Source organism: Flavobacterium sp. YO12, assembly GCF_004119495.1.
Lineage (GTDB): Bacteria > Bacteroidota > Bacteroidia > Flavobacteriales > Flavobacteriaceae > Flavobacterium.
The window spans coordinates 22402-36773 of sequence record NZ_NRQU01000047.1 but is presented as its reverse complement, the minus strand read 5'-3'; the positions used below and the strand labels follow the sequence as shown (position 1 = coordinate 36773).

8 protein-coding genes and 2 pseudogenes are annotated in these 14372 nt (G+C 33.6%); 3 read left to right on the top strand and 7 right to left on the bottom strand.

Annotated features, from left to right (window positions below):
- The 5 genes and pseudogenes from BOW55_RS14975 to BOW55_RS14960 form a co-directional block, all read right to left on the bottom strand.
- A pseudogene (locus BOW55_RS14975) lies at positions 1–1372 on the bottom strand (carboxypeptidase-like regulatory domain-containing protein); the annotation flags it as partial.
- A 79-nt stretch (positions 1373–1451) separates the two neighbouring features.
- Positions 1452–1721 (bottom strand): GLPGLI family protein, encoded by a 270-nt coding sequence (locus tag BOW55_RS21560; RefSeq protein ID WP_129024771.1) that lies wholly within the window; start codon positions 1719–1721, stop codon positions 1452–1454.
- Positions 1705–2142, bottom strand: a pseudogene (locus BOW55_RS21555) (GLPGLI family protein); the annotation flags it as partial. The pseudogene BOW55_RS21555 and the gene BOW55_RS21560, both read right to left, overlap by 17 nt.
- An 87-nt stretch (positions 2143–2229) precedes the next feature.
- Positions 2230–2394 (bottom strand): hypothetical protein, encoded by a 165-nt coding sequence (locus tag BOW55_RS20840; protein ID WP_164975039.1) that lies wholly within the window; start codon positions 2392–2394, stop codon positions 2230–2232.
- A gap of 667 nt (positions 2395–3061) precedes the next feature.
- Positions 3062–4597: a YifB family Mg chelatase-like AAA ATPase gene (locus tag BOW55_RS14960; protein ID WP_129024769.1), complete on the bottom strand. Its 1536-nt coding sequence runs from the start codon at positions 4595–4597 to the stop codon at positions 3062–3064.
- Between the two features lie 204 nt (positions 4598–4801).
- Between BOW55_RS14960 and BOW55_RS14955 the strand changes: the two genes are divergently transcribed.
- The 3 genes from BOW55_RS14955 to BOW55_RS14945 all read left to right on the top strand — a co-directional run bounded on the left by BOW55_RS14955 (position 4802) and on the right by BOW55_RS14945 (position 10804).
- Positions 4802–7801: an amidohydrolase family protein gene (locus tag BOW55_RS14955; protein WP_129024768.1), complete on the top strand. Its 3000-nt coding sequence runs from the start codon at positions 4802–4804 to the stop codon at positions 7799–7801.
- 37 nt (positions 7802–7838) lie between these two features.
- Complete coding sequence (locus BOW55_RS14950; protein ID WP_129024767.1) at positions 7839–9146, top strand: amidohydrolase family protein; 1308 nt, start codon at positions 7839–7841, stop codon at positions 9144–9146.
- 341 nt (positions 9147–9487) lie between these two features.
- Positions 9488–10804, top strand: coding sequence for an ammonium transporter (locus tag BOW55_RS14945; RefSeq protein ID WP_129024766.1), 1317 nt, complete (start codon positions 9488–9490; stop codon positions 10802–10804).
- A 141-nt stretch (positions 10805–10945) separates the two neighbouring features.
- Here BOW55_RS14945 and BOW55_RS14940 read toward each other — a convergent pair whose 3' ends face one another.
- Together BOW55_RS14940 and tilS are read right to left on the bottom strand one after the other, a co-directional pair.
- On the bottom strand, positions 10946–13048 hold the full coding sequence (locus BOW55_RS14940) for a cytochrome c biogenesis protein CcdA (RefSeq protein ID WP_129024765.1): 2103 nt from the start codon (positions 13046–13048) through the stop codon (positions 10946–10948).
- Positions 13048–14358 carry a tRNA lysidine(34) synthetase TilS gene (gene tilS, locus BOW55_RS14935; RefSeq protein ID WP_129024764.1) on the bottom strand — a complete coding sequence of 437 codons (1311 nt, stop codon included), beginning with the start codon at positions 14356–14358 and terminating at the stop codon, positions 13048–13050. The genes BOW55_RS14940 and tilS overlap by 1 nt, the downstream gene beginning before the upstream one ends.
- Positions 14359–14372: the final 14 nt, after the last annotated feature.

The window sequence follows — 14372 nt, the reverse complement described above, 5'->3', positions numbered from 1 at the left end:
AATTTAATGGGATTAATCCCTGTAAAAAAGGTTGATTTGTAAACCAATTATTTGTGGGAGTAATTTTATCATAAGCCTGATTGACTACAAAGGTCGTTGTGTGGTGCTCATTGTAATTTTTATGCCATTCAATATATTGCTTTACTGATGCATTGTCAGCTTTATTGATTGTTTCAAAAATACTTGAACCTAAATCTGTTACAGAATTCAAAACACTTGTCAAATCATTAGTACTAGACTGATATTGTCCATTATAATACCATTTTTCTTTAGTTGTGGGAGAATAATCCAGTTTTACATTTCCTATTCCTAAAACAGCTGTATTATCTGCGTTTCTTATTTTATTTTCATAATCAACTGTACTATTGTTATTCAGATATTCAATAGTATTATCTATCCTCGAAGCCGTAAAAATTTTAGAAAATATTCCGAATCCAGATAAAGTAAATTTTGGTGAGAAATCATGACTAAAATTAAAGGCGCTAAATTGTGATTTGCTTTGAACTACATCCGTATTATCATTAGAAAAAGTACGCAAATTAGTTAGTGATTTTCTTCCTGAAAGAAAACTACTAAAGCCTCCTCCAAAACGCATTAAATCATCAAAAGTAAAAGTGCTCTTGCCTATGTTATTAGCATCTCCAATGAAACTAATATTGGTCTTTGGAGCATAATAAAACAAAGCGGCATGTGCCAAATAAAAACCATTATCCTCAGTACCCACTTCTGCGCTTGCCTGTAAATCCCCAAAAACAAATTTTTTCTTATCTTCCTTTAACTTTACATTCATAGCAAGATCATCACTATCTGAAACTTGCTTCATAAATCCTACTTCATTAAAATTATCAATTACTTCAATTTTATCGAGTGCGTTTGCTGGAATATTCTCTACTGCTAATTTCGATCCACCACCAAAAAAAGATTTCCCTTCCACTAGCATTTTCGTTACCTTTTTTCCTTGTACTGTTACTGTCCCATTTTTATCTACTTCTACTCCTGGTAATTTTTCCAATATTTCTTTCATTTTGCGTTCACTCCCATTTGAGAAAGTATTCACGTCAAAAATCAAGGTGTCTTTTTTTACTATAATTGGTTTAAAGTCATGTTTAATCACAATTTCTTTAAGATTTTCGCCAGTGGTTTTTAATTTAAAATCATGAGACATTTTATCCGATTCAGGTTCTAATATAAGTACTTCTTCTACAAACCCAATATAAGAAACCGTAATCTCATACCTCACCTCTTTATCGAGTTCTAAACGGTAACGCCCTTTGCGATCTGAAATAGAAAATTTGAGACTTGCTTTTTCCTGTAATGGCTTAGCAATTACATTTGCTGATTCTAATGGTTTATTTATATCGTCAGAAACCACACCTATAAAGCTTTTTGTCTGAGAAAAAGAAATAGTCGAAAAAAAGCAAGAATAGTATATAACGAATCATTCACAAACATTATTTTGGCATAGCATTCATATTATTCTGATGAGTCTGCTCTACTATCTTATCAAAATTTTCTTCTGTAATTATCTTTCCTTTTACTTCATTAATCTTAATATCTAAATTTGAATTTATATCTATTTTTGAGACTAAATAGACTATTTTGTCGTCGTGCAATTCTAATATCAAACCTGGTAATCCGCCAAACTCTTTTGGTCCATAACTTAATGGTATAGTTGGACAATACCAAGCTATTACTTCTATCCTATTATTTGTTTTTTTCATAGGTAATTTTTTTTTGTATTAATGCCTTATAACATAAATAACCATTTATTGTTTTAGTTTCATTTGTAAGTTGCCAATTATTATCTACTTCCGATAACACATTAAAGGTTTCTCCAGAAAAATCAATAACTTTTAAAACTGTCTTTTTATCATTATCCCTATAATAATCATATTTTCCAGCAAACATCTTAGCGATTCTTGTAATCCTTTCGTTAATATCCAATGCAGAAATTAGATAAAAAAAAGATTTGTTATTTTTTATCAATAACTCATATTCTAATTTCTTGAGTTCTTCATCAATCCCATCCACACGCAATTTACTTTTTACGACGACTTCATTTTTTTCCAAAGAGCCTCCCTGAGGTAAAACTATATAATTTACTTTGGCTAGATTTTGAGCAGTTAATGCAAAAGAAAAAAGAAAAAAACAATATACTTATATTTCATAAAATTTAATTTTAATCCGTTTAGACTAAATATCTAAACGGATTATTAATATCAATAATTTTTAATGCCCCATACACTCTTTATAAGCTGCCCAAGCTTCACCAGGAGCATCATAAGGTAAACCTGCATCTACAAATTCAATGTAAGTGCTATGATACACATCTGTGCAACTAGTTGTATAAAGAGTGTAATCTGCTTCAGACTCTACATTGATTGTATTTGCCATTATTGTACTACTAAACGCTACCACCGAAAGAGCAGTAAATACTAATTTTTTCATAATTAAATTGATTTAAATTTTACAAATATTTTTGGTTAACCTTTTGTAAATATTAAAATTATTCGCTTAATTTTAAGAAAAATCTTGTTTTATTAACTATTAATTAACAATATTTGCTTTACCAAAAAGATAAATCACTACACAGCAATATCTTACATTTTTAATTAATAGTAATGCCATATTTCTTAATTAACTAAATTTATCCAAAATAAACATCATTTACTAATGCATTTTATCCATTATTTTCAGCTGATTAATTTCTACAATCTATTTTTTAGAAACATCAACTCCTCACAATTTTTTTTAATTTTATTCCTTTTATTTTAATTCCAATTCAAGAAGCAACTCATACCTAGATTCTCAGATATTGGTTTCACAAATTTCGCACGATGCTGTTTTTTTGGAGGAAATACATATTGAGGATTTTATTGAATTATATTAAAATTTGTCATTTCTAGGAACGAGAAATCACATATGCTGGGCACACGCTGTTGTCGACTTTCTAGTTCGATTCCTCGTTCCTCGGAATGACAAGATTACGGGAACTTTGTCAAAGTTTTAACTCCAACCCATTACAATCAAAAATCTAAGATCTGAAATCTGAAGTGTAAAATTACCCCAACCATCCCTCACGATCCAAACTTCGATATTGAATCGCCTCGGCAATATGCTGCGAAATTATATTTTCCGAATTATCTAAATCGGCAATAGTGCGGGATACTTTCAAAATTCTATCGTAAGCTCTTGCAGAAAGATTTAAACGTTCCATTGCCGTTTTTAAAAGTTCTTTAGATTGTTCGTCTAAAGCACAAAACTCCCTAATAAGTTTACTGCTCATTTGTGCATTATAATGAATGTTTTCTACGTTTTCAAAACGTTTGGTCTGAATTTCACGTGCTGCTGTGACACGCTTACGAATTTCGACACTGCTTTCAGCTTTTCGGTCGTCAGCTAATTTATCAAATGGAACTGGTGTAACTTCAATATGAATATCGATTCGATCTAAAAGCGGGCCAGAAATTTTGCTCATGTAACGCTGCATTTCGTGCGGCGATGAAGTATTTGGCATACTTGGATCATTAAAAAAACCACTCGGACTGGGATTCATACTCGCCACAAGCATAAATGATGAGGGATAAGTTACGGTAAATTTCGCTCTTGAAATTGTTACTTCACGATCTTCTAACGGCTGCCGCATTACTTCTAAAACATCACGTTTAAATTCTGGCAATTCGTCTAAAAACAAAACGCCATTATGTGCCATTGAAATTTCTCCCGGCTGCGGATAACTTCCTCCTCCAACTAGTGCCACATTCGAAATAGTATGATGCGGACTTCTAAAGGGGCGCTGATTCATTAAACCTACTTCTTTCAACTTTCCGGCAACACTGTGAATTTTAGTAGTTTCAAGTGCTTCTCGCAATGTCATTGGCGGTAAAATACTCGGAACACGTTTTGCGAGCATCGTTTTACCCGCTCCGGGCGGACCAATTAAAATAATATTATGCCCTCCTGCCGCAGCAATTTCCATACAACGTTTTATACTTTCCTGTCCGCGAACATCAGAAAAATCATGTTCAGGAAAATCTAGTGTTTTGTAAAACTCTTCTCGAGTATCAATTACTGTTGGTTCAAGAGTACCTTTTCCATCAAAAAAATCAATTATTTCTTGTAGATTAGAAACACCGTAAACATCTAAACCGGCAACAATTGCCGCTTCTTTTACATTTTGAATGGGCAGAAAGAAACCTTTATATCCTTCTTCTTTTGCTTTTATAGCAATAGGCAAAGCGCCTCGAATAGGCTGTAAACTTCCATCAAGAGAAAGTTCACCCATAATAATATAATGGTCAATTTCCGGAGCTTTTATCTGATCTGAACCAACCAAAATTCCCATTGCAAGAGGTAAATCATAGGCAGAACCTTCTTTACGAAGATCCGCGGGCGCCATATTTATTGTGATTCTTTTTCCTGGTAAGCTTAATCCATTGTTTTTAAGCGCTGCCGCAATTCTAAAACTACTTTCTTTAATTGCATTATCAGGAAGACCAACTAAATGATAACCAATTCCTTTATCCATATGCACCTCGATCGTAATCGTTGTTGCTTCAACTCCAAAAACAGCACTTCCGTAAACTTTTACTAACATAATATCTTTAATGAAAAGTAAAAGTATTTAATTTAAACGGAAACCTTATTATTATTTGTAAATATTTTACTACACAAAAATTTTAAGCTTCTGTTTTAACTGAGCCAGTTATTAATTTCTACCTAACAAAAAACACTTTTCAAATTTTACGCTTGCTTAAATACTAATAATTGTTATTTTTATGAAAAATTAGCCCAATTATCCATGAAAAAACCTGTACTATTACTCTTTTTGACCATGTTTTTAACAAAAATACATGCGCAAGATTATTTCCCTGTTAATGAAAGTGTACATAACAAAATTAAAAACTACACAGTATTCACCAATGCAACGATTTATGTAACTCCAACGCAAAAAATCGAAAAAGGAACTTTACTCATTCAAGACGGTAAAGTTGTTGCCGTTGGAAATACAATTTCGATTCCTAAAAACAGTATTACAATTGATCTGACAGGAAAAACAATTTATCCTTCGTTTATTGATATTTATACTTCTTTTGGAGTCGAAAAACCAAAATCTAACTTAACGCGAGGACGTGATCGCAGCCCTTTGTATGACACAAAAAAAACGGGTTATTACTGGAACGAAAGTATACTTCCGGAAGTAAACTCGTATGAAACTTTTAAATACGACCAGCCTAAAGCCGAAGAATTATTAAAAGCGGGTTTTGGAGTTGTTGGAACGCATATTCCTGATGGAGTTGCTCAAGGAACCGGTGCTTTGGTTGCTTTAAATAATACTGACAACAGTAAACAAATTATTGCCAACAAATTGACCAACCATTTTGCCTTTACCAGAAGTGCACTAACCAATCAAGCTTATCCAAGCTCGCTAATGGGTATGATGGCATTGTTACGCCAAATGTATTTAGATTTGGATTGGTACAAAAAAGGAAATTCTGAAACCAAAGATTTATCTTTAGAAGCATTGGCAAACAATGAAAAACTAGTTCAAATTTTTGCTTCAGAAGACAAATTAAATAGCTTAAGAGCAACAAAAATTGCCAAAGAATTTGGTTTAAACTATATTCTAAAAGGAAGCGGCAATGAATTTGAAAGAATAGAAGAAATTAAAAACACAAATGCTAAATTTATTATCCCGATAAGTTTTCCAGAAGCATATGATGTCACAAATCCTTATTTATCTAATCAGATTGAACTGGCTGATATGCGCTTTTGGAATCAAGCACCAACGAACTTAAAAGTACTTTCAGACAACGGAATTGTTTTTGCCTTGACTACAGACAAGCTAAAAAAAGTTGAAGATTTTAAACCCAATCTTTTAAAAGCAATTAAATATGGTTTTGATAAAACAAAAGCATTAGAAGCACTAACTACAATTCCTGCTGCTATTTTAGGAAAAAGTAATGAAGTTGGAAGTTTAAAAACAGGCAGTTATGCCAATTTCATTATTACTTCGGGAGAGGTTTTTGACGAAAAAACAATCTTATTTGAAAACTGGGTTCAAGGAAATAAATTTATAGTAACCGATATTAATGCAAAAGATATTCGCGGTAATTATGATTTAACTATTGGAAAGGACAGCTATAAATGGAAAATTAACGGAACCGCGGATAGTCCTAAATCTGAAATAACTACCGTTGATGCCAAAAAACTAAAAACAACTTTTGGAGTTTCTAAAAATTGGATTTCTCTAGTTATTAAACCAGCAGATTCTACTAAGTCTACTTTTACACGTTTAACAGGATTTATTGAAAAACCAGAAAGTTTGTCTGGAAAAGCGGTTTTATCCAATGGAGATGAATTGGTTTGGAATGCGGTAAAAACAAGTCCGTTTGTTGCTGTAAAAGATTCTGCTAAAGTAGAAAAACCTAACAGTATTATTCCTGTAACGTATCCTAATATTGCTTTTGGAGATGCTAAAAAACAAACTGCACAAACTTTATTGTTTAAAAATGCTACTGTTTGGACGAATGAAAAAGATGGGATTTTAACGGAAACTGATGTTTTAATAAAAAACGGAAAAATCGCTGCGGTTGGTAAAAATCTCTCTGACGCTTCTGCAACTATTATTGATGCAAAAGGCAAGCATATTACAAGCGGTATTATCGACGAGCACTCCCATATTGCCATTTCAAAAGGTGTGAATGAGAGCGGACATAATTCTACTGCCGAAGTTACTATTCAAGATGTCGTAAACTCTGAAGACATTAATATTTATAGAGATCTTGCAGGAGGTGTAACTATTTCGCAATTATTACACGGATCAGCAAACCCTATTGGTGGACGTTCTGCGATTGTAAAATGGAAATGGGGTTCTTCTCCAGACGAAATGTTGTATAAAAATCAGCCTAAGTTTATCAAATTTGCATTGGGAGAAAATGTTAAACAAGCCAATTGGGGAATTGATAATCCTACTCGTTTTCCACAAACCAGAATGGGAGTTGAACAAGTTTTTACTGATTATTTTCAACTTGCAAAAGAATATGATGAAAACTGGAAAAAATTCAATACCGGCTCTAAAAAAGGAAAAGCACCGAGAGTTGATCTAGAACTGCAAACCATTGCAGAAATTTTAAATAAAGAACGTTTTATTACGTGCCACTCTTATGTAGAATCTGAAATTTTAATGTTGATGAATGTTACCGAAAAGTTTAATTTCAAGGTAAATACATTTACTCATATTCTTGAAGGTTACAAAGTTGCTGATAAAATGAAGGAGCACGGTGTTGGCGCTTCGACATTCTCTGACTGGTGGGCTTATAAATTTGAAGTAAATGATGCCATTCCGTTTAACGGACCAATTATGCACAATGAAGGATTGGTAGTGGCTTACAACTCAGATGATGCGGAAATGTCGCGAAGATTGAATCAAGAAGCTGCAAAAGCAGTTAAATACGGGAATATTTCTGAAGAAGAAGCTTGGAAGTTTGTAACTCTAAATCCTGCTAAACTACTACACATCGATGATAAAGTAGGAAGTTTAAAAGTGGGTAAAGATGCAGATGTTGTATTATGGAGCGAAAATCCATTATCTATTTATGCCAAAGCAGAAAAAACAATCATTGAAGGAGTTGTCTATTTTGATCTTGAAAAAGATGCACAAAAACAATTGGCAATTACAAAAGAAAGAAATGAACTGATTGGACAAATGCTGCAAGAAAAAAACAAAGGAAACAGCACACAGCAGCCAACGCGAAAAGAAAAAAAAGAATATCACTGTGACACTTTAGAACAGTTATAACGCTTTTAAAAATTTCAAAATAATAAAAAAAGACAACATGATACATCAATATATTTATAAACTGCTGCCTGTTCTTTTTGCTTCTGTTTCAATATATGCACAGCAAATTCCGGCACCAAAACAAACTAAATCTGTTTTGATTTTAAATGCCACTGCACATTTAGGCAACGGTACCGTAATTCAAAACAGTGCTATTGGGTTTAAAGACGGAAAAATTACCTTGGTCGCAGATGCAACAACGATCAGATTAGCTGCCAACGCTTATGATACTACTATCGATGCCAGTGGGAAACACGTTTACCCAGGATTTATAGCAGCAAACACTACCTTAGGATTAGTCGAAATTGATGCTGTAAAATCATCAGACGATCAAGAAGAAATTGGTAGTTTCAATCCGAATGTGAGAAGTATTATTGCTTATAATTCAGAATCTAAGGTTGTTGAAACCGTTCGTCCAAATGGCATCTTAATCGCACAGGTTACGCCAAGAGGCGGCAGGATTTCAGGAACGTCTTCTATTGTTCAATTAGATGCTTGGAGCTGGCAGGATGCTATTGTAAAAGAGAATGACGGAATTCATCTTAATTTTCCATCTAGTTTTAAAAGATCTGGTTCATGGTTTGAACCTGGACTAATTGAAGCAAATAAAGATTATCCTAAACAAGCCGAAGAAATAAATGCATTTTTAATAAATGCCAAAGTCTACAATCAAGCTGCAAGTAAAGAAAGAAATATTGTTCTCGAAGCTACAAAAGGGCTTTTTGATGGAACACAAACGCTTTATATTCATGCAGATGAAGAAAAGCAAATTGTAGATGCCATTCAATTAGCAGTTGACAATCAAATTAAAAAGATTGTTATTGTTGGAGGATTTGAAGCTTACAAAGCAGCTGATGCATTGCAAAAATACAACGTAGGTGTTTTATTAAGACGTGTACACGATATGCCTACAAGTGATGATCAAGATGTAAACCTTCCTTATAAAATGGCCAAGGTTTTAACGGACAAAGGTATCGTGGTAGGATTAGAAAACAGCGGAGATCATGAACGTATGAGTGTTAGAAACCTTCCGTTTTTAGCAGGAACTTGCGCCGCTTTTGGTTTAGATAAAGAAAAAGCAGTACAGCTCATAACTTTAAATACAGCAAAGCTACTTGGCATTGATACTAGCTATGGAACATTAGAAACGGGTAAAGATGCCACTTTATTTATCTCCGAAGGTGATGCATTGGATATGAGAACAAATAAATTAACGAGCGCTTTTATTCAAGGTAGAACTATTATTTTAGAAACTTTCCAAACAAAATTAAACGATAAATTTAAGGCAAAGTTCAATCAGAAATAACCCCTTAGTTATTTCCCAAAAAGGCATCATTTGAATAATTCATCTGATGCCTTTTTTATTTACAAATAAAACCACTTTTTCGACATTTTTCAATTATTTACACATAGTTACTCTTAAAAACAAAACTATTCTTACGTTTTTTTGTTAACAAAACCCACAAACAGTATAAATCAGGTTTCAATGATTAACAAATTGTAAATTTTAAGTTTATTTTAAGAAATAGATTTAAAATTATAGGGGCCAAAATGAAAATTTAATAAAAATAAAACAGTTACCCCTATTTTTTTATGGGGTATTGAATGATTTTATACTTTTATCAAAAATTTTAAAACTAAATAACTATGCGAAAAATTATTTTAAGTGTGATTCTTATCACTATTTTAGTACTAACCTTTATATCAAATTTTATCATTGCAGATAACCCAATTCCTGCAGAAGCGGTAAAGTTTGATACAGGAGATACTGCCTGGATGATCGTTGCGACGGCGTTTGTATTGTTAATGACTCCTGGATTAGGTTTTTTCTATGGCGGAATGGTAGGTAAGAAAAACGTTATCAGCACAATGCTTCAAAGTTTTATGGCAATGGTAATCGTTACAATTCTATGGGTTGTGGTTGCCTTTGGATTAGCTTTTGGTCCTTCAATTGGAGGAATCATCGGAAATCCATCATACAACTTATTCTTTGAAGGTGTTGGAACCAGCACAGCATGGAGCCTTGCACCAACAATTCCGTTTATGTTATTCGCATTATTTCAGGCAAAATTTGCAATCATTACACCTGCCTTAATTACTGGTGCATTTGCAGAACGTGTACGTTTTTGGGCTTACTTGTTATTCATGGTTTTATTTATCATTTTCATATATTCTCCTTTAGCACACATGACATGGCATCCTGATGGAGTTTTCTTTAAAATGGGAGTTCTTGACTTTGCAGGAGGAACTGTTGTACATATGAGTGCAGGTTGGGCAGCTCTTGCTGGAGCAATCTTTTTAGGAAAAAGAAAAGTACAAAAAGTTAATCCTGCCAGAATTACTTATGTGTTGTTAGGAACTGGTTTATTATGGTTTGGATGGTTTGGTTTTAACGCCGGATCAGCTTTAGGAGCAAATGGTTTAGCTGTGCAAGCTTTAGGAACAACAACTGTTGCTGCTGCCGCTGCCGCTATGGCTTGGGTTTTCTTAGATAAAATTTTAGGTCACAAATTATCTGCGCTTGGTGCTTGTATAGGGGCTGTTGTAGGTCTTGTTGCTATTACACCTGCAGCTGGTTTCGTAAGTATATCTCACGCTATCTTTATTGGTGCATTTGCAGCTATTGTAAGTAATCTTGTAGTAAGCAAATTCCCTAAAGGAAAAATTGACGACGCTCTTGATGTATTTGCTTGTCACGGTGTTGGTGGTATGGTAGGTATGCTGTTAACTGGAGTGTTTGCTTCAAAAGCTATCAACCCTGCTGTTGGAGATAATCAAGGTTTAGTTTTTGGCACACCTACATTGTTTATCAACCAATTGACAGCATTAGTAGTGGTATCGATCTTTGCTTTTGTTGCTTCTTACGCTTTATTCTTTATCGTAAATAAAATTACTCCCCTAAGAGTTACTGAAGAAAAAGAAGAGTTAGGATTAGATATCTCTCAACACGGAGAGTTTTTATAAGAATAAATTTCCCCTTTTGCCTTTAAATAAAAAAGCACTCTAAGTTTTACTTAGAGTGCTTTTTGTTTGAATTAAATTCTTCCTTATACAATAACTATAACTTTCAAATTACAGCATTTAAGATATTTCTTTATTCTAAAACTATTTAAAGTTTGAAATCCCTTCTTTCAACCAGTGTAAATATTCGTCTGCACTTACATAACTAATTGTTGGTTTAGAAGCATTCAAATTATTTCCTTCTAAATCTGTAATTATATACAAAGGCTGTGTATTCGTTTTATATTTTGAGATCATAAAATCCGTCCATTTATCACCAACCGTAATAATTTTATCTCCAGAAGCCGTTACAAATTGTTCCTCTACTGGCAATTCACGTTTATCATCAACGTATAAAGAAATCAAAACAACATCATTCTTTAAAATTGGCAGAATCGTTGGTTCAGACCAAACATTATTCTCCATCTTTCTACAGTTTACACAAGCATAACCAGTAAAATCTAACATAATTGGTTTGTTGATTGATTTTGCATACGCCAATCCATCTTCATAATCATGAAAAACCATAATTCCATGAGGCCCTAATTCAGCACCTTCCGGCATTCCTTTCACCGCTTCTGTACTACTGCTTCCACCTGCTGAGCTTCCTCCTACACCAAATGGGCTTTCGCTATATTGCGGCGGCGGCGGAAACGCACTGATTAATTTTAAAGGTGCTCCCCAAAGTCCCGGAATTAAATACACTGTAAACACAAGCGTAAGCAATCCTAAATACAATCTTCCTACTGAAATATGATGTAACGGACTATCATGCGGCAAGGTAATTTTTCCGAATAAATACAAAGTCAAAGCCGCAAAAATAGCAATCCAAATCGCGATAAAAACTTCTCTTTCTAAAAAGTGTAATTGCAGAACCAAGTCAGCATTTGATAAAAATTTAAATGCCAAAGCCAATTCTAAGAACCCTAAAACAACTTTTACTGTATTTAACCATCCGCCAGATTTTGGTAACGAATTTAACCAACCTGGGAACATCGCAAACAACATAAATGGTAAAGCTAAAGCTGATGAGAAACCTAACATTCCAACAATTGGAGCAATTCCTCCGTTTGAAGCAGCCTCAACTAATAAAGTCCCAACAATTGGCCCCGTACAAGAGAATGATACAATTGCCAAAGCCAAAGCCATGAACAAAATTCCAATTATTCCACCTCTATCAGCTTGCTGATCTGCTTTGTTTGCCCATGAATTTGGCAGCATAATTTCGAAAGCTCCCAAAAATGAAGTAGCAAAAATGATTAAGATTACAAAGAAAATCAAGTTAAACCATACATCTGTTGATAACGCATTTAAAGCGTCTGCACCAAATATCTTCGTTACAATTAACCCTAAAATTACATAAATAGCAATAATCGAAAGTCCGTATATTACAGCATTTCTAATACCTTTTGCTCTGCTTTTACTTTGCTTTGTAAAGAAACTTACCGTCATTGGGATCATTGGGAAAACACAAGGTGTTAACAAAGCCGCAAATCCAGAGATAAAAGCAATAAAAAAGATTGACCACAAACTTCTTGCAGGAGCTGGTTTCTGTACATCATCAACAGCTTTAGCAGCTACATTATCAACTTTCGCTGGTTCTACTTTCTCTACTACTGTTGTTTTACTTACCGTATCAACAGCTATTCCAGTCACTTTCGTTTCATCCAGTTTAGATTCTGCAACCGCAGGAACCTCATTCATTTTGAACGTTGAAGGAACTGCAATTGAGAATTTCTTGCTCGAATTGATACAAACCTCCTTACAAACCTGAAAATCAAAATCTACATCAACTGTTTTTAAGTTTGGGTTTATGATTTTTATTTCTTGTTCAATATGAGCTTTTCCTTCAAAAAAAGTTTCATTTACACCAAAAACATCATTAAAAGCCGTTTTGGTTTTACCCTCTTTTGCTTTTCCAACTAATTCGTAATTTCCTTTTTGATTCTTAAAAGTAATTTCCAACGCAAGCGGCCCGCCGTCTGGCGTAAACTGCGAATACATATGCCAGTCTTTTTCGATCGTTCCATCAAAAATCAATACTGCATTGTTTCCTGATTTTTTTTCAATTTTTGCGGTCCATTTAACCGGCTCTAAAATTTGAGCATTACTTTTTGCAAAGGCAAAAATGAAAAACAGTAAAAATAAAATCGATTTGCTCCTGAAACTTTGTAGCATTCCTGCTTGATTAGATTGAGTAAAATTCATTATTGTAGTTCTATTTTAAGTATTTTATTTGAGGTTTTTTCTATTCTAAAACGTTCATCCTGTCTAATGCCAACCACCCAGACAATTTTATCATCTGAACATAAAATCCAAGTTTGTTCCTTTTCAATTAGAGATAACTTTTCATCTTTAAAAAGTTTGCTCACTTTTTTTGATTTTCCGTGCATTCCAAACGGATGAAAAACATCTCCTTCATTCCATTTACGTAAAACTAATGGAAATTGGATTTTATCGGCGTCGACAAATATAACTCTATTTGAATCTATTGTTATGTGACCTACGTTACAAAGCTTTAACTTTAAGGGAAAATTAACTTCTTTTTCATTTTCATTAATTTCGAACTGTTCCTTTTCTGACATTTCAGAAATGGGACTCAAAATCAAAATATCCCTGTTTTTCAGCAGTCTGAACTCCGCCGAGAAAACTTGTTTACCCGACTGCCCATTTACCAAATCATAAATATCATTCCACGCTAAAAAACCAAATTCATGAAGCCATTGATACAAATAAGATTTATAATTGGGTAATTTTTTAAGCTTTTTTAAATCGAAATGAATGTCGTCACCGGCCTCCTCTGCAACCTGCTGATAAATCATAATCGAAGCATCTTCAACCATAACCTGGGATTCTTGCAGATATGACTGTGTTTTCTGAAAAGCACTTAAAAAGTTTGGATTTAATTCTTTTAAAATCGGAACTAAGTCGTGACGTATTTTATTTCTAAGGTATTTATTGGATGCATTACTGCTGTCCTCACGCCATTCGATCTTGTTTTCTTCAGCATATTTCAAAATTTCTTCTCTTGAAAAAGGCAAAAGCGGTCGTATTATTTTATCATTTTGCTCTGGAATTCCGCTCAATCCATCCAATCCCGTTCCTCGAGACAAATTGATTATAAATGTTTCCAAATTATCATCAGCATGATGTGCTGTTAAGATATAATCGAAGTTTTTTTCTTCAAGAAGCTCATAAAACCAGCTGTAACGAAGTTCACGAGCAGCAACTTGTGTCGATAACTTATAATCTTTTGCAAAAGCTTCAGTATCAAATTGAGTTGTAAAAACGAGAATATTATTTTGATCGCAATAATTTTCGACAAAAGTCTGATCTCCAAAACTTTCTAATCCGCGAAGCTGAAAATTACAATGAAGTACAGCAATTTCGTATGGCAGCTGTTTTAACAAATGCAACAATACCATACTATCTAAGCCACCGCTCACAGCAAGAAAAAGTTTTTTTTCTGCTAAAAATGGAAATCTGGAAACGATATGATTTTGAAATTTTGAAAACATTTGATAAAAGTAAA